Origin of the sequence: Pseudomonas sp. GM55 (assembly GCF_000282395.1) — a bacterium.
Taxonomy (GTDB): Bacteria; Pseudomonadota; Gammaproteobacteria; order Pseudomonadales; family Pseudomonadaceae; genus Aquipseudomonas; species Aquipseudomonas fluorescens_CC.
Map to the genome: position 1 here is coordinate 227,567 of NZ_AKJJ01000047.1, position 24,575 is coordinate 252,141.

27 protein-coding genes are annotated in these 24,575 nt (G+C 58.9%); 11 read left to right on the forward strand and 16 right to left on the reverse strand.

The window, feature by feature from the left end:
• Window positions 1–383 precede the first annotated feature (383 nt).
• Together gltP and PMI31_RS12925 are read left to right on the forward strand one after the other, a co-directional pair.
• Window positions 384–1,715 carry a glutamate/aspartate:proton symporter GltP gene (gltP, locus tag PMI31_RS12920; RefSeq protein WP_008018472.1) on the forward strand — a complete coding sequence of 444 codons (1,332 nt, stop codon included), beginning with the start codon at window positions 384–386 and terminating at the stop codon, window positions 1,713–1,715.
• Between the two features lie 117 nt (window positions 1,716–1,832).
• Window positions 1,833–3,062 carry a nucleoside recognition domain-containing protein gene (locus PMI31_RS12925; protein ID WP_008018473.1) on the forward strand — a complete coding sequence of 410 codons (1,230 nt, stop codon included), beginning with the start codon at window positions 1,833–1,835 and terminating at the stop codon, window positions 3,060–3,062.
• On the opposite strand, the gene PMI31_RS12930 is transcribed toward PMI31_RS12925, so the two are convergent.
• Window positions 3,044–4,141 carry an aminopeptidase gene (locus tag PMI31_RS12930; protein WP_008018474.1) on the reverse strand — a complete coding sequence of 366 codons (1,098 nt, stop codon included), beginning with the start codon at window positions 4,139–4,141 and terminating at the stop codon, window positions 3,044–3,046. The two genes, PMI31_RS12925 and PMI31_RS12930, sit on opposite strands and share 19 nt — an antisense overlap.
• 59 nt (window positions 4,142–4,200) lie before the next feature.
• Here PMI31_RS12930 and PMI31_RS12935 point away from each other — a divergent pair, with 59 nt between their 5' ends.
• Both PMI31_RS12935 and PMI31_RS12940 read left to right on the forward strand, forming a co-directional pair.
• Window positions 4,201–4,623 carry a PA0061/PA0062 family lipoprotein gene (locus PMI31_RS12935; protein WP_008018475.1) on the forward strand — a complete coding sequence of 141 codons (423 nt, stop codon included), beginning with the start codon at window positions 4,201–4,203 and terminating at the stop codon, window positions 4,621–4,623.
• Between the two features lie 41 nt (window positions 4,624–4,664).
• Window positions 4,665–5,087: a PA0061/PA0062 family lipoprotein gene (locus PMI31_RS12940; protein WP_008018476.1), complete on the forward strand. Its 423-nt coding sequence runs from the start codon at window positions 4,665–4,667 to the stop codon at window positions 5,085–5,087.
• Between the two features lie 4 nt (window positions 5,088–5,091).
• Here the strand turns inward: PMI31_RS12940 and PMI31_RS12945 are convergent, their stop codons facing one another.
• Window positions 5,092–5,325 (reverse strand): DUF1161 domain-containing protein, encoded by a 234-nt coding sequence (locus PMI31_RS12945; RefSeq protein ID WP_008018477.1) that lies wholly within the window; start codon window positions 5,323–5,325, stop codon window positions 5,092–5,094.
• A 455-nt stretch (window positions 5,326–5,780) separates the two neighbouring features.
• Here PMI31_RS12945 and PMI31_RS12950 point away from each other — a divergent pair, with 455 nt between their 5' ends.
• The gene (locus tag PMI31_RS12950; protein WP_008018478.1) at window positions 5,781–6,782 is read left to right on the forward strand and encodes an LLM class flavin-dependent oxidoreductase; all 1,002 of its coding nucleotides are present in this window, start codon (window positions 5,781–5,783) and stop codon (window positions 6,780–6,782) included.
• Between the two features lie 65 nt (window positions 6,783–6,847).
• Here PMI31_RS12950 and PMI31_RS12955 read toward each other — a convergent pair whose 3' ends face one another.
• Together PMI31_RS12955 and PMI31_RS12960 are read right to left on the reverse strand one after the other, a co-directional pair.
• Complete coding sequence (locus tag PMI31_RS12955) at window positions 6,848–7,069, reverse strand: DUF1161 domain-containing protein (protein WP_008018479.1); 222 nt, start codon at window positions 7,067–7,069, stop codon at window positions 6,848–6,850.
• A 123-nt stretch (window positions 7,070–7,192) separates the two neighbouring features.
• Complete coding sequence (locus tag PMI31_RS12960; protein WP_008018480.1) at window positions 7,193–7,408, reverse strand: dodecin; 216 nt, start codon at window positions 7,406–7,408, stop codon at window positions 7,193–7,195.
• Between the two features lie 157 nt (window positions 7,409–7,565).
• Between PMI31_RS12960 and PMI31_RS12965 the strand changes: the two genes are divergently transcribed.
• Complete coding sequence (locus PMI31_RS12965; protein ID WP_008018481.1) at window positions 7,566–7,889, forward strand: DUF883 family protein; 324 nt, start codon at window positions 7,566–7,568, stop codon at window positions 7,887–7,889.
• On the opposite strand, the gene PMI31_RS12970 is transcribed toward PMI31_RS12965, so the two are convergent.
• Window positions 7,886–8,779 (reverse strand): LysR family transcriptional regulator, encoded by an 894-nt coding sequence (locus PMI31_RS12970; protein ID WP_008018482.1) that lies wholly within the window; start codon window positions 8,777–8,779, stop codon window positions 7,886–7,888. The genes PMI31_RS12965 and PMI31_RS12970 overlap by 4 nt on opposite strands.
• A 124-nt stretch (window positions 8,780–8,903) precedes the next feature.
• Between PMI31_RS12970 and trpB the strand changes: the two genes are divergently transcribed.
• The 3 genes from trpB to PMI31_RS12985 all read left to right on the forward strand — a co-directional run bounded on the left by trpB (window position 8,904) and on the right by PMI31_RS12985 (window position 11,504).
• Window positions 8,904–10,139: a tryptophan synthase subunit beta gene (gene trpB / locus PMI31_RS12975; RefSeq protein ID WP_008018483.1), complete on the forward strand. Its 1,236-nt coding sequence runs from the start codon at window positions 8,904–8,906 to the stop codon at window positions 10,137–10,139.
• A complete protein-coding gene (gene trpA / locus PMI31_RS12980) occupies window positions 10,139–10,951 on the forward strand; it encodes a tryptophan synthase subunit alpha (protein WP_008018484.1) in 813 nt (270 codons plus the stop codon). Before trpB ends, trpA begins: the two co-directional genes overlap by 1 nt.
• Window positions 10,952–11,072: 121 nt before the next feature.
• Window positions 11,073–11,504, forward strand: a complete 432-nt coding sequence (locus tag PMI31_RS12985; protein ID WP_008018486.1) for an anti-virulence regulator CigR family protein — start codon at window positions 11,073–11,075, stop codon at window positions 11,502–11,504.
• Between the two features lie 134 nt (window positions 11,505–11,638).
• On the opposite strand, the gene PMI31_RS12990 is transcribed toward PMI31_RS12985, so the two are convergent.
• The 11 genes from PMI31_RS12990 to PMI31_RS13035 all read right to left on the reverse strand — a co-directional run bounded on the left by PMI31_RS12990 (window position 11,639) and on the right by PMI31_RS13035 (window position 21,797).
• Window positions 11,639–13,600 carry a DUF7844 domain-containing protein gene (locus tag PMI31_RS12990; RefSeq protein ID WP_008018487.1) on the reverse strand — a complete coding sequence of 654 codons (1,962 nt, stop codon included), beginning with the start codon at window positions 13,598–13,600 and terminating at the stop codon, window positions 11,639–11,641.
• Window positions 13,597–13,917, reverse strand: a complete 321-nt coding sequence (locus PMI31_RS12995; RefSeq protein ID WP_008018488.1) for a DUF2388 domain-containing protein — start codon at window positions 13,915–13,917, stop codon at window positions 13,597–13,599. The genes PMI31_RS12990 and PMI31_RS12995 overlap by 4 nt, the downstream gene beginning before the upstream one ends.
• Before the next feature lie 27 nt (window positions 13,918–13,944).
• Entirely contained in the window at window positions 13,945–14,262 is a 318-nt protein-coding gene (locus PMI31_RS13000; RefSeq protein ID WP_008018489.1) for a DUF2388 domain-containing protein, read from the reverse strand.
• A gap of 107 nt (window positions 14,263–14,369) precedes the next feature.
• Complete coding sequence (locus tag PMI31_RS13005; protein WP_008018490.1) at window positions 14,370–14,690, reverse strand: DUF2388 domain-containing protein; 321 nt, start codon at window positions 14,688–14,690, stop codon at window positions 14,370–14,372.
• Window positions 14,691–14,833: 143 nt separating this feature from the next.
• Complete coding sequence (locus PMI31_RS29940; protein WP_081500305.1) at window positions 14,834–15,043, reverse strand: DUF1127 domain-containing protein; 210 nt, start codon at window positions 15,041–15,043, stop codon at window positions 14,834–14,836.
• Window positions 15,044–15,300: 257 nt separating this feature from the next.
• A complete protein-coding gene (locus PMI31_RS13010) occupies window positions 15,301–15,516 on the reverse strand; it encodes a DUF1127 domain-containing protein (RefSeq protein WP_008018491.1) in 216 nt (71 codons plus the stop codon).
• Between the two features lie 319 nt (window positions 15,517–15,835).
• Window positions 15,836–17,329 (reverse strand): acetyl-CoA hydrolase/transferase family protein, encoded by a 1,494-nt coding sequence (locus tag PMI31_RS13015; RefSeq protein ID WP_008018492.1) that lies wholly within the window; start codon window positions 17,327–17,329, stop codon window positions 15,836–15,838.
• 213 nt (window positions 17,330–17,542) lie between these two features.
• Window positions 17,543–18,976 (reverse strand): NAD(P)(+) transhydrogenase (Re/Si-specific) subunit beta, encoded by a 1,434-nt coding sequence (locus PMI31_RS13020; protein ID WP_008018493.1) that lies wholly within the window; start codon window positions 18,974–18,976, stop codon window positions 17,543–17,545.
• Window positions 18,973–19,329 carry an NAD(P) transhydrogenase subunit alpha gene (locus PMI31_RS13025; RefSeq protein WP_008018495.1) on the reverse strand — a complete coding sequence of 119 codons (357 nt, stop codon included), beginning with the start codon at window positions 19,327–19,329 and terminating at the stop codon, window positions 18,973–18,975. Before PMI31_RS13025 ends, PMI31_RS13020 begins: the two co-directional genes overlap by 4 nt.
• Window positions 19,330–19,340: 11 nt before the next feature.
• Complete coding sequence (locus tag PMI31_RS13030; protein ID WP_008018497.1) at window positions 19,341–20,462, reverse strand: Re/Si-specific NAD(P)(+) transhydrogenase subunit alpha; 1,122 nt, start codon at window positions 20,460–20,462, stop codon at window positions 19,341–19,343.
• Between the two features lie 435 nt (window positions 20,463–20,897).
• Window positions 20,898–21,797 carry a LysR family transcriptional regulator gene (locus PMI31_RS13035; RefSeq protein WP_008018498.1) on the reverse strand — a complete coding sequence of 300 codons (900 nt, stop codon included), beginning with the start codon at window positions 21,795–21,797 and terminating at the stop codon, window positions 20,898–20,900.
• A 157-nt stretch (window positions 21,798–21,954) separates the two neighbouring features.
• Between PMI31_RS13035 and PMI31_RS13040 the strand changes: the two genes are divergently transcribed.
• Together PMI31_RS13040 and PMI31_RS13045 are read left to right on the forward strand one after the other, a co-directional pair.
• On the forward strand, window positions 21,955–23,136 hold the full coding sequence (locus PMI31_RS13040; protein ID WP_008018499.1) for an acyl-CoA dehydrogenase: 1,182 nt from the start codon (window positions 21,955–21,957) through the stop codon (window positions 23,134–23,136).
• Window positions 23,137–23,149: 13 nt separating this feature from the next.
• Complete coding sequence (locus PMI31_RS13045; protein WP_008018501.1) at window positions 23,150–24,370, forward strand: CaiB/BaiF CoA transferase family protein; 1,221 nt, start codon at window positions 23,150–23,152, stop codon at window positions 24,368–24,370.
• The last annotated feature ends 205 nt before the right edge of the window (window positions 24,371–24,575 follow it).

The following is a 24,575-nucleotide window of genomic DNA, read 5'->3' on the forward strand; positions in this document are numbered from 1 at the left end:
CATTTTCTTTGGCCGTGATTTTTTGCTTCGCCCTGCGGGATTCTGCTGAAAAATCAACGCTCAGCCACTGCTCAAAAAACATTCAATCTGCTCTGTGATGACCGGTTCACGGCACTTATGCCTGCTGAAATGTCGCATTCGAACCGATTGCGACGTCGCTTTCGGTAAAAAAACCTCATGCCGATTCGGCATGGGGTAGGCGTTTACGGCATTAGACGGCGCCCCCTTGCATCGGAATAGTTGCGCCTTTTTTCGCCTGCCAGAGAGCCGTCAACACGCGTTCCGGGGCACCTTATACGGGGGGTAGATGCACTGGACTTTTTCGCCATAAGCGTTCCAGTTCATGCATTTCCCTGAGTCAAACAACAAGTAAGGGTAAAGATATGAAGAAGGCAAAGCTTAGCCTCGCCTGGCAGATCCTCATCGGTCTGGTATTGGGGATTGCAATCGGTGCGCTGCTCAACCATTTCAGTGCCGAAAAAGCCTGGTGGATCAGCAACGTCCTGCAACCGGCAGGCGATATCTTTATCCGTCTGATCAAGATGATCGTGATTCCGATCGTCATTTCCTCTTTGATCGTCGGCATTGCCGGCGTCGGTGACGCCAAGAAGCTGGGGCGCATCGGCTTCAAGACCATCATCTACTTCGAGATCGTCACCACCATCGCCATCGTGGTCGGCCTGCTGCTGGCCAACCTGTTCCATCCGGGTGCCGGCATCGACATGAGCACCCTGGGCACTGTGGACATTTCCAAGTACCAGGCCACAGCGGCTGAGGTTCAGCATGAACATGCGTTCATCGAAACCATCCTCAACCTGATCCCGTCGAACATCTTCGCGGCCATGGTTCGCGGCGAAATGCTGCCGATCATCTTCTTCTCTGTATTGTTCGGTCTCGGTTTGTCGAGCCTGCAGGCGGACCTGCGCGAGCCGCTGGTGAAGATGTTCCAGGGCGTATCGGAAAGCATGTTCAAGGTCACTCACATGATCATGAACTACGCCCCGATCGGCGTGTTCGCACTGATCGCGGTGACCGTTGCCAACTTCGGCTTCGCGTCGCTGATACCGCTGGCCAAACTGGTGATCCTGGTTTACGTCGCCATCGCCTTCTTCGCTTTCGTGATCCTGGGCTTGATCGCTCGCCTGTTCGGCTTCTCGGTGATCAAACTGATGCGCATCTTCAAGGATGAGCTGGTACTGGCCTACTCCACCGCCAGCTCCGAAACCGTGCTGCCGCGCGTGATCGAGAAGATGGAAGCCTACGGCGCGCCGAAAGCCATTTGCAGCTTCGTGGTGCCGACCGGTTACTCGTTCAACCTCGACGGTTCGACCCTGTACCAAAGCATTGCGGCGATCTTCATTGCCCAGCTGTATGGCATCGACCTGTCGATCAGCCAGCAACTGCTGCTGGTACTGACATTGATGGTCACCTCCAAAGGCATCGCTGGCGTACCCGGCGTGTCCTTCGTGGTACTGCTGGCCACCTTGGGCAGCGTCGGTATTCCACTGGAAGGCCTGGCGTTCATCGCCGGTGTCGACCGCGTCATGGACATGGCCCGTACCGCACTGAACGTGATCGGCAACGCTCTGGCCGTTCTGGTTATCGCTCGTTGGGAAGGCATGTACGACGATGCCAAGGGCCAGCGCTACTGGAACTCCCTGCCGCACTGGCGCAGCAAGGAAAAGCTGCCGATGGGTGAAGTTTCCAAGAACTGATGCAACACCCCTTGCGGGAGCGGTGCAGGCAATAACAGACAAACCCCGGAGAAATTCGGGGTTTGTCGTTTCTGGTCACCCCGCTATCATTCGCGGATCTTTTGGGGGATTTGACTGATGCTCAATGGCCTGTGGCTTGGCTTCTTCATCGTGGCCGCCGTATCGGCGCTGGCCCAGTGGCTGATTGGCGGTAATGCCGGGATATTCGCGGCGATGGTGGAAAGCATTTTTGCCATGGCCAAGCTATCGGTCGAAGTCATGGTGCTGCTGTTCGGCACCCTCACCCTCTGGCTCGGTTTTCTGCGCATTGCCGAGAAAGCCGGGATCGTCGAATGGTTGGCCAAGGCCTTGGGGCCGCTGTTTTTGCGCCTGATGCCTGAAGTCCCGCCTGGTCATCCGGCCATCGGCCTGATCACCCTCAACTTCGCCGCCAATGGCCTGGGTCTGGACAACGCCGCCACGCCGATCGGCCTCAAGGCCATGAAGGCGCTGCAAGAACTCAACCCCAGCGCGACCGTCGCCAGCAACGCACAGATTCTGTTCCTGGTGCTCAACGCCTCCTCGCTGACCCTGCTGCCGGTGACCATCTTCATGTATCGCGCCCAGCAAGGCGCACCTGACCCGACGCTGGTGTTCCTGCCGATCCTGCTGGCGACCAGTTGCTCGACCATTGTCGGCTTCCTGGCGGTGGCGTTCATGCAACGTTTGCGCATCTGGGACCCTGTAGTGCTGGCCTACCTGATCCCCGGCGCCCTCGCCCTCGGTGCTTTCATGGCATTGCTGGCGACCCTTTCGGCGACCGCGCTGGCTGGCTTGTCATCAATCCTCGGCAACCTGACGCTGTTTGGACTGATCATGCTGTTTCTACTGATCGGTGCGCTGCGCAAAGTGAAGGTCTACGAGGCCTTCGTTGAAGGTGCCAAAGAGGGTTTCGACGTCGCCAAGAACTTGCTGCCCTACCTGGTGGCGATGCTCTGCGCCGTGGGTGTTCTGCGGGCCTCCGGTGCGCTGGACTTCGGTCTGGACGGGATTCGCCATCTGGTGGCATGGGCCGGCTGGGACACGCGCTTCGTCGATGCGCTGCCGACAGCGATGGTCAAACCCTTCTCCGGTAGCGCCGCCCGGGCGATGTTGATTGAAACCATGAAGACCTCGGGCGTAGACAGCTTCCCGGCGCTGGTGGCGGCAACGGTCCAGGGCAGTACAGAAACGACGTTCTATGTCCTGGCGGTGTACTTCGGCGCCGTGGGCATCCAGCGCGCACGCCATGCGGTTGGCTGCGCATTGCTGGCGGAGCTTGCCGGGGTGCTGGGTTCAATCGGGGTTTGCTACTGGTTCTTTGGTTGATGGGTGCCGTCAGCCAGAGTTTTCAGCGCTGCTTTGCGCTGGTCCATGGGCAAGGCGCCGAGTTTCTCCACGGCCGCATAAAACTGCAGCCAGTTACCATCCACCTGATGGAACAGCGCGGTAAATGCCGGTACCCATTGATCGTACAAGCCAAACGGCAATAGCCGGGCATTGTTCATGGGGGCATAGATCCAGGCGTCGTAGCGTTTGTCTCCAGCCCACTGACGGTCGCGTATTTGCCGGTACTCGCTGCGCAAGCGCTCGAACTCGGCCGCCTTGCGCTGGCGCATTTGTTCGGTGGGCAATGGCAAGGTGTAGAGCAGTTCCAGTCGGGTGCGGGTCTTGAGCACCAACTCGGTGAACTGCTCGCGCTGACGCGCCTGCGCATCGTTATCCGGTGGCAGGTCGCGGTAGGCGCGCCACTGGCGAGTACCTTCCTGCTCGACGAAGGTGGCAAAGGATTCGTTGAACTCCGTGTCGTCCTTCACATAGAAACGTTGATGGGCCAACTCGTGAAAGATCAGCGTGGCCAGTCGCTCATCGCCCCAGCCCATCATCGAACTGATGATTGGGTCATTGAACCAGCCAAGCGTCGAGTACGCTTCGACGCCACCAATCGACACGTCCATGCCCTGTAAGCGTTGCACAGCCGCTTCGCCGCGGGCTGCGCTCTGGCTGTAGTAACCGCGGTAGGCCACACAACCGGCAACGGGGAAACAGTGGTTTGCGGGCTTGAGGGAAAATTCCGGCGTGGCGAAGACATTCCAGACGACGAAGGGACGCCCAATGTCGGCGTACAAGCGGTAACTCTGGTTATCCGGCAGGTGCAATTGCCGACTGGCGAACGTTCGGGCTTTTTGCGATTGCTCCAGGTGTGTACGCAGTTTTTCATCGCGCGCCGGGTCGGCAATCACGTTGGAAACAGGCTCCCTGGCCCGTAGCAACTGCAGTTGGCCGCTGGCCAATTGGCTGTAATAGCTGACGCTGGCGCAACCGTTGAGCAACAAAAACAACACACTCGGAAACAAAACGCGAAATACGCGATCAAGTAACCCAAGGCTAGGAAGCGGCCTGAACACAATAATTCTTCCTTGGAGAGTCTTTGCACAAGACTATCCCGCTTGATTGGAGCTCCGCTATGCGCATGTTGATACTGACGGGTGGCCTGCTGTTTCTGGCCGGCTGTGCTGGTTTTGGAATACCTCGCCCTGATCCCGCGCAAGCCTGGATCGACCTGGACTCAAAGCAAGAAGATACGTCGCTGCAGGCGCTGGAGGTCGACAACAAGGCCACTGACGATAAACGCTATTTCGAGGTCCAGCCCGGTAGCCATGAGTTGAGGGTTCGCTATCAATTTTCGGTCCAGCCCACCAACATCGGTCCCGACGCCGAGCCGTTGTGGCGCGATTGTCAGTTGAACGTGAAATTCAACGACTTCAACGCGGGTGAGCGTTATGAGCTACAGGCGGGGAACATTGGTTTTCGGCCTTGGGCGAAACTCTACGATCAGCAGCGAAAAGTGATTGGCCAGGGTAAGCCAGCGGGCTGCCAAGGTACCTGATCGGCGTTATGCTAAATGCATAATCCCTTGGGACATTCATCATGCGCAGGTTGATGCTGTTACTCGCCGCCAGTGTTGTTGCCGGTTGTCAGAGTCCGATGCCGGCGGCTAATCCGAAGATGGCCTGGGTCGAATTCTCTACGCCCTTCCCTAACGACAAGTTGTTGATGGCCGAACGACTGGATAAACAGCGCCTGCCTGACGGGCGTTACTTTGAGGTCACACCGGGCAGCCACGAACTGATCGTCCGTTTCGACTTTGAAGTACCCGGTGGTGGCGGATTGAGCATGATGAACGGCCCCTCTGAACGGATCTGCTACCTGACCATCAATTACGATCATTTCGAAGCCGGTCAGCGTTATGTGCTCCAAGGCCGCTCAATCGCCTTCATACCCGAGGCCCGGCTGTACAACGCCAAGCGCGAGATCGTCGCTGAAGATCGGGAGTCCTACTGCCTGATGTGAGCTGTCAGCGGTCGTTCTTCTGGTAGATGATTTTTTTGGTGCCGTTTTCGCACGAGCCCACGACCATGTTCTGGTCGTGTACCTCGTCGTTGGTGACGATTTCAAGCGTGTAGGCAGTGACGCCACTGGCCTGAATCTTGGCTTCGATCTCGGCCTTGAGTTCTTCGCAGGGCTTCGGTGCTGCGAGGGCCGAAGTGGCCAGTGCGCAACAGATAACCGCCAGGGCAAAACGTTTCATGGTTGAAGCTCCTTTGAGGCAGCACGCATATTCATGGGGTTTTGCTGCTGTCATTTATTCGACCATAGTTTTAGCGGGCAAATCTGCCACGGCGCAAAAAAGATCGCAGCCTTGAGCACCTTTTGCCGAATGATCCCGGCAGGTTGTACAAAGCAGCGATCATTTATGTTCAACAAGCATCCAGCCGACCAATGTTGCCTCCAGGCTGATCTTCGCATTCAGCACCCCGGACACCGGACAGCCCTCTTTGGCCATACCGAGGATCATGGAAAACGCCATGACGATAGACGGTGGCGCAATGTTCACCTCGTCCGATCAGTCTGCTTTTTTCGCGGGATTTTTTACCTGGCTATTGAAACTCGGGTATATGCCCACATTGCATGAACACGCTTTTGGATTCGGCAGGTTTGCGTTCGCAAGAACAAACCTGCGCCCTCAATTGGAGAAGCAGGTTCATGAAACGACTGTCCGATATCAAGTTCTCGACCCTCGATCTGGTGCCGGTGCGCGAGAACGGCAGCGCGGCCCAGTCGCTGCGCAACTCGCTGGACCTGGCGCAGCACGTCGAGAAGTTCGGTTACAACCGCTTCTGGGTGGCTGAGCACCACAACATGGACGGCATCGCCAGCTCCGCGACATCGGTGCTGCTCGGTTATCTGGCCGGTGGTACGTCGACCATTCGTGTCGGTTCAGGTGGGGTGATGTTGCCCAACCATGCACCGCTGGTGATTGCCGAGCAGTTCGGCACCCTGGAAAGCCTTTATCCGGGCCGGATTGATCTGGGCCTGGGGCGTGCCCCCGGTTCCGACCAGATGACCGCACGTGCGCTGCGCCGCGAACGCTCCGGCAGCGCCGACGATTTCCCGGAAGATGTGGCGGAACTGGTGCGCTATCTTGGGCCACGTACTCCGGATCAACGCATCATCGCCATGCCGGGAACCGGAACCAATGTGCCGGTCTGGTTGTTGGGGTCGAGCCTGTTCAGCGCGCAACTGGCCGGTGAACGCGGTTTGCCCTACGCCTTCGCTTCACATTTTGCACCGCGCTACATGCATGAAGCGATTCGGGTCTACCGCAATCACTTCAAGCCGTCAGCCGTTTTGGACAAGCCCTACGTGATGCTCGGTGTGCCATTGGTGGCAGCCGATACCGATGAGCAGGCCGATTACCTGGCGACTTCGGTGTTCCAGCGGATTCTCGCCCTGATGCGTGGCCAAAGCCTGGTACAGCGCCCGCCGGTGAAGAGCATGGACGGCCTGTGGCTGCCCCATGAGAGAGAGGCCGTGCACGATTTCCTTGGGCTGGCCATGATCGGCAGCCCGCAGAAAATCCGCGCCAAACTCGAGGTCCTGATTGAGCAGACCCAGGCTGACGAGCTGATTTTCACCTGTGACCTGTACGAACATTCGGATCGCGTGCATTCCTACGAGTTGCTGGCGCAGGTCATACGAGGCTGATACTCAAACGCCGGGCGTAAAAAAGCCGACACCGCGGTGTCGGCTTTTTTCAGGCGAAATTCTGCCTACTTTTTATAGACGATCACTTTGGCGCCCGCTTCGCATTTGCCAACAACTTTCCCACCGGCAGCGGCACCTTTATCGACAATCTCCAGCGAATAACCGGCAACGCCCTTGGCATCAAGTTTCGCTGCGATTTCGGCTTTCAGCTCTTCGCATGGCTTGCCGCCCGCCAATGCGGTCCCCGCAAGGCTCAACAAACCTACTGCCAACATAAACTTCTTCATCGGTTGCATTCCCTGGTCGGATCATAGGGGGGTAACCAGCCGTCAGCCGGACGCACTCATGTCGCGCATTGCCATTCCCTATGGCATTCGGCAGGCGTGCAAGTTCAGAAGACTAGCCCAAAGTCAGCTACTGGCAATCCGAAACCCGACTTTCAAGGTCACCTGAAAGTGCGCAGCCTTGCCGTCCCTGATGTGTCCACGGGTCTCGGTCACTTCGAACCATTCCATGTACTTGAGGCTTTTGCTGGCTTCGGCCAGCGCGTTGTTGATCGCATCTTCGATACTGCTGGTGGACGAGCCGACCAGCTCGACTTTCTTGTAGGTGTGATGGTCAGACATGGCGTTCTCCTCGGCGTGTGAATTACAGCCTAGCAGTGATTTTTCCTATTTCTTGTGTTGGTCGTTCTCTGGATGAAGTTCAGATTTTCTGCACTTTCTCGCACCCCTGAAGTCCCAACCCACACACGCCACTCATCACCAATGCAGGAGAGCCACCATGGCCAACACCTCGTTACGCAAAGCCTCATTGCAAAGCATGGAAGCCGAGATCGAGAGTCTGCTCAAGTCTTTGGAAAGCCTGAAGGACGACGCCTCGGACGAGTCGCGTAAAACCCTCAAGACCCTGAAAAGCAACGCCGAGAATGCCTTGAGGCACTCGCGCCATCTGCTTGCCGATGCCTATGAAGAGGTCAAGGTCAAAACCCGCGAAACCGGGATTGCCACCCGCGACTACGCCCAGGAACACCCCTGGACAACAGCCGGTGTCGCCGTGGGGGCATTGGGCCTGCTGGCCGCTTATCTGTTGTGCAAGCGTGATTAATCCGCTCGACGCAGCTCGTTCTTGAGCCACTGAGCCAGTTGCCGGGCGCGCCCGTCCGCGGCGCGCTTGGGTAGCCACAACGCCAGTTGTGCCGGGGTTTCACTGAAGCCCCATGGTGCAACCAGGCGGCCGGCCTTCAAGTCCTCCGCCACCAAGGGTTCGGGGGCAATCGCCACGCCCAGGCCTGCGACGGCGGCTTCGAGCAAGTAATACAGATGTTCAAATCCCTGACCGTACTTCAACGCCCTGGCGTCGAGGCCGCGTGGTTGCGCCCAGCTCGGCCAGGCTTGCGGGCGTGAAGTGGTGTGCAGCAAGGGTTCGCTCAGCAGTGCAGTTTCCGGTGCTTGCCTGAGCCGTTCATAACCGGCGGACCGAGGGCTCATGACCGGACCGATACGTTCGCTGGCCAGCTCAAAAACCTGCATGTCCGCCGGCCAGGGTGGCTCGGCAAAGACCAGCAAGGCATCCAGCCCCGGTCTTCGCGGATCAAGATCGCCTTCTCCGGCCGACAGGTGCAGGCGCAAGTCCGGAAGGTCGGCATTGAGTCTGCCCAGTCGCGGGATAAACCAGCGCGCCAACAGGCTTCCCGAGCAACCGAGTACGAACGGGGCATCGGCTGTGCTTTGTGTGAGTTCGGCGCAAACACTGCGCAGGCGCTCGAAGGCTTCGCTGCTGGCGTCACGCAGGCGCAACCCGGCATCTGTGAGTTTCAGGCCGCGACCGTCCTTGATGAACAGGCTCACGCCCAAGTGTTCTTCGAGGACTTTCAATTGCCGGCTGACGGCCCCATGGGTGACGTGCAACTGCTCGGCCGCCTGACTGACGCTGTTCAAGCGGGCAGTGGCTTCGAAGGCGCGAAGCGCGTTCAGCGGTGGAAGGTCATGGCTCATGGGATCTGTGAGTTTTTCTGACAGGTTGTGGCGATCTTATCGGTTTTCAGGCCGGGGCGTCAGGGGTAGAGTTAAGCCCACTATCTCTTTATGCATCACTTCACGCATTCAACTGGAGCGCCAAATGACCCAGACTAATCTGCGCAACGGCCCTGATGCCAACGGCCTGTTTGGCGCGTTCGGTGGCCGCTACGTTGCCGAAACCCTGATGCCGTTGATCCTCGACCTGGCTCGTGAATATGAGTTGGCCAAGGAAGATCCTGCATTCAAGGAAGAACTGGCCTACTTCCAGCGCGACTACGTCGGCCGTCCGAGCCCACTGTACTTCGCCGAGCGTCTGACCGAGTTCTGTGGCGGCGCGAAGATCTACCTCAAGCGCGAAGAGCTGAACCACACCGGCGCGCACAAGATCAACAACTGCATCGGCCAGATCCTGCTGGCGCGGCGCATGGGCAAGAAACGCATCATTGCCGAGACCGGCGCCGGCATGCACGGTGTAGCCACGGCCACCGTCGCTGCGCGTTTCGGTCTGGATTGCGTGATCTACATGGGCACCACTGACATCGAACGTCAGCAGGCCAACGTGTTTCGCATGAAGCTGCTGGGCGCCGAGGTTATCCCGGTGGTGGCCGGCACCGGCACCCTGAAGGATGCGATGAACGAAGCCCTGCGTGACTGGGTGACGAACGTCGACAGCACCTTCTACCTGATCGGCACCGTGGCTGGTCCGCACCCTTACCCGGCAATGGTTCGCGACTTCCAGGCCGTGATCGGCAAGGAAACCCGTGAGCAGCTGCAAGCCCAGGAAGGCCGCCTGCCGGACAGCCTGGTGGCGTGCATTGGTGGCGGCTCCAACGCCATGGGGCTGTTCCACCCGTTCCTTGACGACAAGAGCGTCGAGATCATCGGCGTCGAAGCTGCCGGTTACGGCATCGAGACCGGCAAGCATGCGGCCAGCCTGAATGGCGGCGTACCGGGTGTGCTGCACGGCAACCGCACCTTCCTGCTGCAGGACGACGATGGCCAGATCATCGATGCTCACTCGATCTCTGCCGGCCTCGACTACCCGGGCATCGGTCCGGAACATGCCTGGTTGCACGACATCGGTCGCGTCCAGTACACCTCGGTGACTGACGACGAGGCTCTTGCCGCGTTCCACCAATGCTGCCGCCTGGAAGGGATCATCCCTGCCCTGGAAAGCGCCCATGCCCTGGCTGAAGTCTTCAAGCGCGCACCGAAGCTGCCGAAGGATCACCTGATGGTGGTCAACCTGTCCGGCCGTGGCGACAAAGACATGCAGACCGTAATGCACCACATGGAACACTCTCAACAAGAGCAATCGAAGCAGGAGAAACACTGATGAGCCGCCTGCAAACGCGTTTTGCCGAACTCAAGGAACAGAACCGCGCCGCCCTGGTGACCTTCGTGACCGCTGGCGACCCGGGCTATGACACGTCCCTGGCGATCCTCAAAGGCTTGCCGGCAGCGGGCGCCGATGTGATCGAGCTGGGCATGCCCTTCACCGATCCGATGGCCGACGGTCCGGCGATCCAGCTCGCCAACATCCGTGCTCTGGCTGCCAAACAGAACCTGGCGAAAACCCTGCAAATGGTTCGCGAGTTCCGCCAGGACAACAACGAAACGCCGCTGGTGCTGATGGGGTACTTCAACCCGATCCACATGTACGGCGTACCGCGCTTCATTGCCGAAGCCAAAGAGGCCGGCGTTGACGGCCTGATCGTGGTCGACCTGCCGCCTGAACATAACGGTGAGCTGTGTGATCCGGCACAGGCTGCCGGCCTGGACTTCATCCGTCTGACCACCCCGACCACCGACGATGTGCGTCTGCCGACCGTTCTCAATGGCAGCTCCGGTTTCGTCTACTACGTTTCGGTGGCCGGTGTGACCGGCGCCGGCGCCGCCACGCTGGAACACGTCGAGGAAGCGGTCGCCCGTCTGCGCCGCCATACCGATCTGCCGATCAGCATCGGTTTCGGTATCCGGACTCCGGAACAGGCAGCGTCCATCGCTCGTCTGGCTGATGGTGTGGTGGTGGGCTCGGCGTTGATCGACCAGATCGCCAATGCGGCAACCGCGGAACAGGCAGTCGACGGTGTATTGAGCCTTTGCTCGGCATTGGCCGACGGCGTGCGTAAAGCCCGCGTCAGCTGAGGGTAAAGTTTCTGATACAGAGGAATTAGAGCCTCGCAGCACAGACTAAACAGCAAGACCGAGGGCTTCAGGACTGCGTTCTGAAGCCCTTTTTGCTGTGTGTATTGCGAGGAAAGACCTGATGAAAATGTCGAAACGCCTGATGGCCAGCCTCGGTGTGTTGCTGCTCGGCGCGACCCTGCAGGCCAATGCTGATCAGCACGACGATCACGGCCATTACGATAACCATGGTGACTATCGTGGCGATGATCACCGAGGCCCGCAGGACTACCATCGCGGTGGGCCACCACCATGGGATTTCGCTCCTGTTCGCCAGACGATCCACGACAATCATGTGTATTTCGTCCGCGGTGCACCGCCGCCACCGGGTGTCATCGTGGTGCGTGGCAGGCCGCTGCCTCGGGGCTATTACGGCGAGCGCCTGGATAACCGCGCGTTGAGCCGGTTGCCCTATTACCCGGGCTACGAATGGCGTCGCGCGGGCGCGGACGTTGTGCTGATCGCCGCGGGAACAGGGATTGTCTATGAGGTTCTGCAGGGGGTTCTGTACTGACGGATCGGTCATTGGGCTGAGCCTTGAACCCCTGTAGGAGCGAGCTTGCTCGCGAAAAGACCATCAGTTTCAACATCCTTGTTGACTGATACACCTTCGCGAGCAAGCTCGCTCCTACATACAGGTTGCGGGGGTCAGGGCAACTCTATCCCGCCCGACGCCTTGTGCAGTTTGCGCAAGTGCTCGCCAATCTGTTTCACGTTGGCCTCGTTGGCGGCCATTTCGGCGGCGCGGCTCGGTTCAAGCAACGCCCTCACTTCCCTGTCCAGATCCCCGGACAACGCCAGGAGCTGCTTCTGGCGCTGGCTGGTTTCAGCTTCCAGATGCTGCCACTCGCTCGCCTGCGGCAAGCCATAACCGTTGGTGCCCAGTAGCTCCGCCGGGCGGCTGAGGAAGCCACTGTTGGCGAGAATGTCCTTGAGCGTCTCGTTGGCCTTGTCCATGCCGCCATTCTTCAGCTCTCGGGCGCCCAGATAACGCTGCTTCACTTCATCCTGGGCCAATAGCAACTGTCGACGGAAACTCGCTTGCTCCAGCAGAAGCAACGCCGCACTGGTGCGCAAATCGGCCTGCTCGAACCATTGCCGACGCTCCTGGGCTTTCAGGTCCAGCCAGTCTTCGACGGTTTCCTGCTTGATCGGCAATTGCTTTTTCAGTATCTCGAACATGGCTTGATAGCGATCGCGGAAGGAATCGAAACGATAACCCAGGCGCAAGGCCTCTCGCGGATCGTCCAGCACACTGGTGTCCGCCAGGCCGCGGCCCTTCAGCACTTCCAGCAAACCGTTGGGCATGATGTTGTCGAGTCCCACCAGTTGCGGGTTGTTGGTGCCGCCGCGCAGCAATTTCAGTTCTTCCACCGCGCAGTTGTTTGACAGGAAGAAGTAGTTGCCGTCGTAGCTCCAGTGCATCTCGGCGGCACGCCCCACCACGTCTTCAATCTCTCTGCGCGACAGGTTCAGGGGCACGGAGGCCAGGCTGCGCAGTTCGGTCTTGGTGTATTCGTCGATGACCTGGGACAGCGGCAGGATAAACAGCCGCGACGGGTATTTGCCGACCAGGCCATCCCAGCTCGACAGCTGTACGTCGCCGACGAAGGCGCGGTACGACAGCACCAGATGCTGGTCCAGGTCCAATCGACAATCCGGTCCGCGTGGTCGGCCCGGCGCGCAGATCACCAGGCGCAACATGCTGTGGCCCCAGCGGCTGAACAGGTTCTGGTTAGCTTCGGCCAGCAGGTAGTCAACGGCATAGACCCGCTCCGGATCAACCTGGCCCAAAGGTGTCTTGGCGAAGTCGTTGCCGGCATTGAGGAACGCGAAGGTCTTGCTGCAGGTGTCTGTGGCGGCGGGCGCCCAGCCGAAATGTTCCTTGTAGTAGCGGTAAAGCGCCGGGCGCCGGCAGGCGTAGCTCGGGTCGAGGAGGAAATACTCCATGTTGACCGCGACGAATTCCTTGGGACTGCTGGTTTCGTAGATATCCGGACTGCGGGCAATCTGGCGATTGTGCTGTTCGCGTTCACCACGACGGCCTACGTATTGCTGCCAGCCGGCGAGGTCGAGCAGGCGCGGATCGTCGCTGAGGGTAAAGCGCCGATCGGACTGGCCTCGACATTGATCTGGAATGCCAACCAGCCCTGAGCTGTTGTTGCGCCGGGTGCAGTGCTGAATCAGTTTGCGTTCGGCATCCGGCCACAGGCGCGAGCGATCGTAGATGTGCGTCAGTTCGTGCAACACCGTGGCCAGCAGTTCCTGGCGCACGGTGCCATGGGGGCGATGGGTTTTTGTGGTCGCTGCGCTGCCATCGGTGAGGCCCGTCAGCAGGTTGCGATTCAGGTCGAGCTCGGACACCAGTGATGCCTGGCCGTAGGCGTTGCGCGGCATGTCATCGGTCCAATCGACATCGATGCGTCGATCGAGTTGCTCGATAAAACGTGGCGGCAGTGCCTGCATGGCTTCATCGAGCAACGCCTGGCTGGCGTGCTGTTGCGCGGGCGTCAGACCTTCGGTCTTGAGATGTAACTGAAGGCCTGCGTGGGCCGTGTTGCCAAGCAGCAACAGGGCCCCGGCCAGCAGCCAGGCGCCTGGACGCCTCACAGTGCGAGGATGGCTTCGGCGAGATCCTGGTCACTGGCGTCACGGGCTTCCGGCACGCGGGTGCGCAGCAGGTCGAAAGCGGACTCCAGGTGAGCGCCACGAATGTCGCCATTGCTGGCAACGAAGCTGGCGGCGTCGTCCTGGGCTTCGCGCACGATTTTCGAATCGCGAATGGACGTGGTGGTGTCGGAGGTGAAATCAAGGGTGCGCTGGGTAGCACGGATCAGCATGTTACTGGTGGCAACCAGAGTATGTGCCTGGGTTACATCGGCCAACAGCAGCAGGCCTAAGGTGGCAGCAATCAGCGGGTTACGCATGGAACGACTCCAGAAAAACAGGGATAACTATTGGACGAGAATTGCTTGTGCCAGTTCAAGGTCGCTGGCATGAAGTTTTGCCTGGGTTCGACGCAGATACCGCAGGGCCGACTCCAGTCGTGCGCCTTGCAGTTGGCCGTCACTGGCAACGTATGCGGCCGCATCATCCTGGGCGGCGAGCAGCAGTTTATGGTCGAAGGGAGCGCTGGTCACCAAACTTGTGGCGTAGCCGCTGGCGACGATGCCTTGGGTGGATAGGTTGAAGGCGTCATAGGCGTGGGCTGATCCACAGTAACCAAGGGCAAGAAAGACTGGAGCGATCAAGAGATTCGAAGGAGGACGCATGAGACTCGACAGTTGAAAATGAGTCCCAAGGCTAGCGCAAGGCCCATTCTAGAGCCAGCGCCGAAACATTGGGGCACGCCGAGCGTGCCCCATGTCTGTGCAGTCGTTTAGATTGTCAGGATCGCTTGCGCCAGTTGTGCGTCGCTTGCGTTCAGCTGTGGTGCCTGGTGGCGAATGTGGTCGAGGGCGCTTTCGAGTTTCACGCCGCGGATAGAACCTTCGCTGGCGACGAAGCTGGCAGCGTCGTCACGGGCCGCGAGCACGATCTTGTCATCCTTGAACGACGACGAGACGACGTCGGTGGTCGCATCGGATGTGGCTTTGAGCGCGTTGACGACCGCATCGGTGGTTACGATGAAGCTGGATGCGCTGGCATTGGCAGCCACGGCAAGCAGGGCTGCAGCACTGAGCAGACGAAGACGGGACATGGGGTAACTCCTTAGGGTAAACCAATTGAAAAATGGCGCAGTGTCTGCAAAGTCAGACGCCAAGCGCTTGGCGCTCGCCACGTTCTGGTCTGATATTAGGCCTGAGTGTGTCGGTTCGAACAGCCCGTCATGCAAGCGGGAAGTCAGCGCCAGAACGGTTTATCCAGTTCATTGCTGCGCTCGGCGTGGCTGATGCCAAGATCTGAAAGCTGACGATCATCGAGTTGAGCCAGTAAACGTCGTGTTCTCGCTCTTTCGAGGCTGGCGAAGAGTGCTGTTAACAGATCTCTGGCCCGGTTCAGGCAAGGTCTCGATTGAACTGAAGGCGTGGAAACATCCTGTAAAGAATTCATGGTGCGGTCCCTGTCCTGATCAGTAGAGGTTCCATGCTGGCACCGGTCGAACATCCACTACAGACACACTGCGGCGATATTGTACTCATGCAGTTGTTAGTTTTTTAAAACTGTACTGGTCTTCAGGTTTCCCTACTGTAAGACCGGATTTGACAGGCCAGAACGACAAAACCCGTCGTGGTTTCCCACGACGGGTTTTGTTTTTTCAATTCGGGTTGCTGGCGGTGGACCTTAAGGTCAGAGCCAGCGACGCTAACTTAGCGCCAGAACGGCTTGCTCAGCTCTTCGTAGCGTTGTGCTTCGCTAATCCCGGCGTCGGCCAGCAGACGCGAATCCAGGCGAGCCAGTTGGTGGCGGCTGGTGATGCGGCGCTGCCACAGCATCAGGTTGGCGATAACGCGCAGAGGCAGGGAAGCCTGGGTTTTTGCAGCAGTGTCTTCGAAGAACAGTTCGGAACTGAGTGTACGTTCCATGGTTGACATCCTTCCGCTTGTGGCGGGATTAGGTAGTGGTTTAACTGGTGCCCATGATCCTCTCGTTTGCCTAGTCTCTGTAGATACAGTTCATCTGTATTGTGAGAGCTCAGTTAACTGTTTATAGGGGGTGTACTGGTCGAAATTGAGGTAACTGTACCTATCTGCACTGTTAAGGTGCAAAAGTGCCGTTTTTGTTCGATGGAGTGGTAGTTTTCCCGAGGAAATGACCGGTACAGCAGTACAGTTTTTTTCATATTGCGAAGCGGCAAGAGCAAGCTGGCGAAACTGTGTTTGCGCCAGCTGCTATCTGTAGCAATTACTTCTTCAGCATTTGCCCGGTTTCTTCCAGGTTGATGTGCCAGCTCAGGGCGTCACGCAGGATGTGCGGGGTGTGCCCGCCGATGGCGCACGCGGCGGTAAAGTAATCATTGAGCGCCTGGCGGTAATCCGGGTGCACGCATTTGTCGATGATGACCCGGGCACGCTCCCGAGGCGCGAGGCCTCGCAAGTCTGCCAGGCCCACTTCGGTCACGAGGATGTCGACGTCATGTTCGGTGTGGTCAACGTGACTGACCATCGGCACCACGCTGGAAATTGCACCGCCCTTGGCGATCGACTTGGTCACGAACACAGACAGGTGCGCGTTGCGCGCGAAGTCACCCGAGCCGCCGATACCGTTCATCATCCGCGTGCCGCAGACGTGAGTGGAGTTGACGTTGCCATAGATGTCGAACTCCAGCGCCGTGTTAATGCCGATGATGCCGAGGCGGCGCACGACTTCAGGGTGGTTGGAGATCTCCTGTGGGCGCAGAACCAGTTTGTCCTTGTAGCGCTCCAGATTGCCGAACACGTCGGCATTGCGCCGGCTCGACAGGGTGATCGAGCTGCCCGAAGCAAAGCTCAGCTTCCCGGCGTCGATCAGGTCGAAGGTCGAGTCCTGCAGCACCTCGGAATACATCGTCAGGTCTTCGAACGGCGAGTCGATCAGGCCACACATCACCGAGTTGGCGATGGTACCAATGCCGGCTTGCAGCGGGCCGAGCTTGTTGGTCATGCGTCCGGCGGCCACTTCCTGTTTGAAGAAGTCGATCAGGTGGTCGGCAATGGCCTGGGTCTCGGCGTCCGGTGCCAGCACAGTGGAGGGTGAGTCAGCCTGGTTGGTGACCACGATGGCGACGATTTTTTCCGCTGGGATCGGGATGGCGGTGCTGCCAATGCGGTCGTCGACTTTGACCAATGGAATCGGGGTGCGGGTCGGGCGATAGGTCGGAATGTAGATGTCGTGCAGACCTTCGAGGTTCGGGTTGTGCGCCATGTTGATCTCGACAATCACATGCTTGGCGAAGATCGCGAAGCTGGCCGAGTTGCCCACCGAGGTGGTTGGCACGATATGCCCTTGCTCGGTGATCGCTACGGCTTCAATCACGGCAATGTCCGGCAGCTTCAATTGCTGGTTGCGCAATTGCTCCACGGTTTCCGACAAGTGCTGGTCGATGAACATGACTTCACCGGCATTGATCGCCTTGCGCAGCGTGCTGTCGACCTGGAATGGCATGCGTCGCGACAGCACGCCAGCTTCGGTCAACTGCTTGTCGAGGTCATTGCCCAGGCTTGCGCCAGTCATCAGGCTGATCTTCAGTGGCGTGACCTTGGCACGCTCGGCCAGCGCCTGAGGGACGGCCTTGGCTTCGCCGGCGCGAGTAAAGCCACTCATGCCGACGGTCATGCCGTCCTCAATCAGAGCGGCAGCGTCGGCAGCGCTCATCACTTTGTCCAACAACGAAGGCAGGCGAATACGGTCACGGTACATGGATTGTTATCTCGGGCAACGGGTAGCAGGACGTGCAGTCTAGTGAATTGCGCCGGCTTCTGTCCCGCTACCAAGGTCGCAATCGAGGCGTCTATTCCGGGCCTTTGAAGCAAAACACCGTTACCGGATCGGTAACAAAAGAATAGTTTGTCCGACGATTTGCGCAAACAAGAACGCCCCGACAAGTCGGGGCGTTCTGTGTGCCGCGCGGGGTTAGTCGACGGCTTTGACCATGTCTTCGATGACCTTTTTAGCGTCACCGAACACCATCATGGTTTTGTCCAGGTAGAACAGTTCGTTGTCCAGGCCGGCATAGCCGCTGGCCATCGAACGCTTGTTGACGATGATGGTCTTGGCCTTGAACGCTTCGAGGATCGGCATGCCGGCAATCGGCGATTTCGGATCGTTCTTGGCGGCCGGGTTGACCACGTCGTTGGCACCCAACACCAGCACCACGTCGGCCTGACCGAACTCGGAGTTGATGTCTTCCATCTCGAACACCTGGTCGTAAGGCACTTCGGCCTCGGCCAGCAATACGTTCATGTGCCCAGGCATACGACCGGCAACCGGGTGGATCGCATACTTCACGGTCACGCCGCGATGGGTCAGCTTCTCGGTCAGTTCCTTCAGCGCATGCTGCGCCCGTGCTACCGCCAGGCCGTAGCCCGGAACGATGATCACGGTATCGGCGTTGGTCAGCAGGAAGGTGGCGTCGTCGGCAGAGCCGGATTTCACCGGGCGGGCCTCCTTGGCGCCTGCCGGCCCCGCGTCCGCTGTATTGCCGAAACCGCCGAGCAGTACATTAAAGAAGGAGCGGTTCATCGCCTTGCACATGATGTACGAGAGGATCGCACCGGACGAACCTACCAGCGAACCCGCGATGATCAGCATCGAGTTGTTCAGCGAGAAGCCGATACCCGCCGCTGCCCAGCCGGAGTAGCTGTTGAGCATCGACACCACCACGGGCATGTCGGCGCCGCCGATCGGGATGATGATCAGTACGCCGAGCACGAAGGCCAGCGCCAGCATCACGCTGAAAGCGGTGTAGTCGCCGGTGAGCATGAAAGTCACGCCCAGTGCCAGTGTGGCCAGGCCCAGCAGCAGGTTCAGCTTGTGCTGACCGCCGAACTGTACCGGTGCACCTTGGAACAGGCGGAACTTGTACTTGCCCGCCAGCTTGCCGAAGGCAATGACCGAACCGGAGAAGGTGATCGCACCGATGGCTGCGCCGAGGAACAGCTCCAGGCGGTTACCGGCCGGGATCGCATCGCCGAGGTTCTGGACGATGCCCAGCGACTGTGGCTCGACTACCGCGGCCACGGCGATGAACACCGCCGCCAGGCCGATCATGCTGTGCATGAAGGCGACCAGTTCGGGCATCTTGGTCATTTCAACGCGTTTGGCCATGATCGTACCGACAGTGCCGCCGATCAGCAGGCCGACGATCACGTAGACGATACCGTCATGGGCCAATTCGGCACCGAGCTTGTAGATCAGGCCGACCGTGGTGAGGATCGCCAGGCCCATGCCGAGCATGCCGAACAGGTTGCCGCGACGCGATGTGGTTGGGTGCGAGAGGCCCTTGAGCGCCTGGATGAAGCAGACCGAGGCGATCAAATACAGGGAAGTAACCAGGTTCATGCTCATGCTTGCTGCACCTCAGCCTTTACTTCCGCGGCTTTGGCTGCCGGAGCTTTTGCCGGAGCCGCTTTCTTCTTGAACATTTCCAGCATGCGGCGGGTCACCAGGAAACCACCAAACACGTTGACCGCGGCCAAGGCCACGGCCAAGGTGCCCATGGTCTTGCCCAGCGGGGTCACGGTGAGGGCGGCGGCGAGCATGGCGCCGACGATCACGATGGCCGAAATGGCGTTGGTGACAGCCATCAGAGGCGTGTGCAGTGCAGGTGTAACGTTCCAGACCACGTGGTAGCCGACATAGATAGCCAGCACGAAGATGATCAGGTTGTAGATACCGTGAGAGATCAGCATGTCTTCCATTGTTTTTATCCTCAGCCGTTCTTGCGCACGATCTGGCCGTCGCGGCACATCAGGCACGCGGCGACGATATCGTCTTCAAGGTTGATCACCAGTTGTCCTTCTTTATCGAACAACAGTTTCATGAAGTCCAGCAGGTTGCGTGCATACAGCGCCGAAGCATCGGCCGCCACTGCGCCAGCCAGGTTGGTCGGGCCAACGATGGTCACGCCATTTTCGACGACCACCTGATCGGCCACGGTCAGCGGGCAGTTACCGCCCTGGGCTGCCGCGAGGTCGATGACCACCGAGCCCGGTTTCATCTGTGCCACGGTTTCCGCGCTCAACAGCGTCGGTGCCTTGCGGCCCGGGATCAGTGCTGTGGTGATGACGATGTCAGCCTGCTTGGCGCGCTCGTGCACAGCCGCGGCCTGGCGCTGCATCCAGCTGGCTGGCATTGGGCGGGCGTAACCGCCGACACCAACGGCGCATTCACGCTCTTCGTCGGTCTCGTAAGGCACGTCGACGAACTTGGCGCCGAGGGATTCGATCTGCTCTTTTACCGCCGGACGCACGTCAGACGCTTCGATCACCGCACCCAGGCGTTTCGCGGTAGCGATTGCCTGCAAACCGGCCACGCCGGCACCGAGAATCAGCACGCGCGCCGCTTTCACGGTGCCCGCAGCGGTCATCAGCATTGGCATGAAACGCGGATAGTAGTGCGCGGCCAGCAACACGGCTTTATAGCCGGCAATGTTGGCTTGCGAGGACAGCACATCCAGGCTTTGGGCGCGGGAGGTGCGAGGCGCGGCTTCCAGGGCAAAGGCGGTAATCCCGCACTCGGCCAGCTTGGCGATGGTTTCGTTGCTGAACGGGTTGAGCATCCCCACCACAACGGTGCCGCTTTTAATCAGCGTCAGCTCGCTGTCGCTGGGAGCGACCACCTTCAAGATCAGCTCTGCACCAAACGCGTCATTGGCGCTGCCAATGGTTGCGCCTGCCGCTTCATAAGCACTGTCGACAACGCTGGCATTAACGCCTGCGCCGCTTTGTACAGTGACCTTATGACCCTGGCTGATCAGCTTCTTGATGGTTTCCGGGGTTGCAGCAACCCGTGTTTCACCGGTCTGGGTTTCGAGAGGAACACCAATGTGCACGTCAAATCTCCTGCGTGATCTTATTGAGTAAACCCATGCACTACGGATGGTGCGGCTGGGGCGGCCGATCAGCACGGTCCCGCCAAATCAGGGCGGGGCGCGGCATTTTGCAGGCGAACTTTGTGCCCTTCAAGGGATTATGACGGGTGACGAAAAATTAACTACAAGTCACCCCGTGACCGAATGTCGCATCCACCCGGATCAATCCCTTGCAGGCCGTGCTTTTCAAGGATTCTGGCCGAAATTGAAGATTTTACACATCGGCCATATGAATGATGCGGCATCGCTTCGAAATAGTGGCGCAAAGCCGCGTGGGCAGGCGCTTGTGGGACGTTTGTACGACTTCTCGATACAGTTTGCTGTTTTGCGACAAATACGTATATCTGTAGGGTTTATTTTTTGCTGACTACGAGGTCAAGTATCGATTGGGAGTCTTTATCCTTCTAGGCTGTAGCTGTGTGCCTGGTTTACCAGCCAGTCACGAAATGCCTTCAAAGACGCGGATTCGACCTTTCGCTCAGGAATCATCAGGTAATAAGCCTTGATGCTGGACAGTGCTTGCGGGTTGGCGATCACCAGACGTTTTTCTTTCAGCTCCCGTTGAATCAGGAACGGCGGAATCAGGGCAATGCCCATGTCGTGCATGGCCGCTTGGGCGAGCATGGAGAATAGCTCGTAGCGAGGGCCTGTCATGTCTCGCGGCACATTCAGGTGTTGGGAATCGAACCATTGGCGCCAGGCATAGGGGCGTGTGGTTTGTTGCAGAAGAGGCAAGTCGGCGATTTCGCCGGGTGTCAGGCTGGTCTTGTTTCCGAGTAGGTCGGGGCTGCAAACGGGCATCGGATTTTCACCCATCAGCCTGTGGGACTCTGTACCTGACCAATCCGCATCACCGAAGTAGATGGCGGCATCAAAATCAGTATCGGCAAACAGGAACGGCCGTGTGCGGTTGGTCAGGTTGACCGTCACTTCCGGGTGTTTCTGCTGAAAGTCCTTGAGTCGCGGCAGCAGCCATTGGGTGCCGAAGGTCGGAACCACGGCCAACTCAATCACGTTGGTGCCCTGCTGGCCCATCACGGACAAGGTGTCGCGCTCAACCGCATCGAGCTGAGTGGCCACTCGACGGCTGTAAGAGAGCCCGGCTTCCGTCAGCTTGACCCCGCGCCGCGAGCGTCGGAACAGTTCCACGTTGAGGAACTCTTCAAGGCTGGCGATCTGTCGGCAAATCGCCCCTTGGGTCAGCGAAAGTTCCTGGGCGGCCTTGGTGAAGCTCTCGTGGCGCGCTGCGGCCTCGAAGCTGATCAGGGCGGTGGTGCTGGGTATCTTTCTGCGCATGTACGTCAACCTCACTAATACATCGCATAAAAGCTATTTTGCGACGTTTCGGAGTGAGAAATTAGCACAACAGTATGCGAAATCCTCGTTTGCCGTAGCGCTGATCCGGGCCTAGGATCAGTCCACGTTATTTGACCCGATTCGAGAGGACGCACTCATGGGCGGTAAAGCTAGCTTCAACTGGATCGATCCCCTGCTGCTGGATCAACAGCTCACTGAAGAAGAACGCATGATTCGCGACACGGCTGCGCAGTTCGCTCAGCAGAGCTTGGCGCCGCGCATTCTTGAAGCTTTCCGCCATGAGAAGACCGATCCGGCGATCTTCCGCGAAATGGGCGAGGTGGGTCTGTTGGGCGCAACCATCCCCGAGCAGTACGGCGGCAGCGGCCTGAATTACGTCAGCTACGGCCTGATCGCCCGTGAAGTCGAGCGTATCGACTCCGGCTACCGCTCGATGATGAGCGTGCAGTCCTCGCTAGTGATGGTGCCAATCAATGAATTCGGTACCGAAGCCCAGAAGCAGAAGTACCTGCCAAAACTGGCCTCGGGCGAATGGATCGGCTGCTTCGGTCTGACCGAGCCTAACCACGGTTCCGACCCGGGCGCGATGATCAGTCGTGCGCGCAAAGTGGAAGGCGGCTACAGCCTCACTGGCAGCAAGATGTGGATCACCAACAGCCCGATTGCCGATGTGTTCGTGGTCTGGGCCAAGGACGATGCCGGCGATATCCGCGGCTTCGTTCTGGAGAAAGGCTGGAAAGGCCTGAGCGCTCCGGCGATTCACGGCAAGGTTGGCCTGCGGGCATCGATCACCGGTGAAATCGTCATGGACAACGTGTTCGTTCCGGAAGAGAACATCTTCCCGGATGTCCGTGGCCTGAAAGGTCCTTTCACCTGCCTCAACTCGGCGCGTTACGGCATCTCCTGGGGTGCGCTGGGTGCGGCCGAGTTCTGCTGGCACACCGCTCGCCAGTACACCCTGGATCGTCAACAGTTCGGTCGTCCATTGGCCGCCACTCAGTTGATCCAGAAGAAACTGGCCGACATGCAGACCGAAATCACCATGGCGCTGCAAGGCTGCCTGCGTTTGGGTCGTATGAAGGACGAGGGAACTGCGGCGGTCGAAATCACTTCGATGATGAAGCGCAACTCTTGCGGCAAGTCCCTGGATATCGCGCGCATGGCTCGCGATATGTTGGGCGGCAACGGCATCTCCGATGAATTCGGTGTCGCACGTCACCTGGTCAACCTGGAAGTTGTGAACACCTATGAAGGTACGCACGATGTCCATGCACTGATCCTCGGTCGCGCACAAACCGGCATCCAGGCGTTCTATTAACAGGAGGACGTCCATGGGCGCGCTATCGCATCTACGGGTACTGGATTTATCGCGGGTGCTGGCCGGGCCTTGGGCCGGGCAGATCCTGGCCGACCTTGGCGCCGAAGTGATCAAGGTCGAGCGTCCGGGTAACGGCGATGACACGCGCGCCTGGGGGCCGCCGTTCCTGAAAGACGCTTATGGTGAAAACACCAGCGAGGCCGCTTATTACTTATCGGCCAATCGCAACAAGCAGTCGGTCACCATCGACTTCACGCGCCCTGAAGGGCAGAAGCTGGTGCGTGAGCTGGCGGCCAAGTCGGACATCCTGATCGAGAACTTCAAGGTCGGCGGTCTGGCGGCTTATGGCCTGGACTATGAGTCATTGAAGGCGATCAATCCGGATCTGATCTATTGCTCGATCACCGGGTTCGGCCAGACCGGTCCTTACGCCAAGCGTGCGGGTTATGACTTCATGATCCAGGGGCTGGGCGGCCTCATGAGCCTGACGGGGAGACCCGAAGGCGAAGAAGGCGCGGGGCCGGTGAAGGTTGGCGTGGCGCTGACGGACATCCTGACCGGGTTGTATTCCACTGTCGCGATCCTGGCTGCGCTTGCGCATCGGGATCACGACGGCGGTGGTCAGCATATCGATATGGCACTACTGGACGTGCAGGTGGCTTGTCTGGCCAACCAGGCAATGAACTACCTGACGACAGGCAATGCGCCTAAACGCTTGGGTAACGCTCATCCGAACATCGTGCCCTATCAGGATTTTCCTACGGCGGATGGTGACTTCATCCTTACCGTCGGGAACGATGGGCAGTTCCGCAAGTTCGCGGAAGTGGCCGGGCAGCCGCAGTGGGCGGACGATCCGCGTTTTGCGACCAACAAGCTGCGGGTAGCAAACAGGGCTGTACTGATTCCGCTGATCCGCCAGGCAACGGTGTTCAAGACTACCGCTGAATGGGTGGCGCAGCTGGAGCAGGCTGGCGTGCCATGCGGGCCGATCAATGACCTGGCGCAGATGTTTGCCGATCCTCAGGTCAAGGCGCGCGGGTTGGCCATCGAGCTGCCGCATGCGCTGGCTGGAATGGTGCCGCAAGTGGCCAGTCCTATTCGTTTGTCCGAGACGCCGGTGGAGTATCGGTATGCGCCTCCTTTGCTAGGTGAGCATACGCTGGAGGTTCTCCAGCGGGTGCTGGGTTTGGATGCCGGTACAGTGTCCGCGTTCAAGGCGTCTGGCGTGCTTTGATCTCTCTTCTATATAGAGGGGCGCTTTCGCTCCTCTATATAGGTTTCCATCGGGGCGTTTTGCGCCTTTCTGCAAGTTATTGATAGAAAAGCAGAATCAGTGCTTGACGGCAGATTCTGGAGGCCTATAATTCGCCCCACTTCCGGCGCAGTCGAAACGGAAAACTCCTTGTAGAACAAAGAGTTACGCAGGTTTCGGCAGCAGG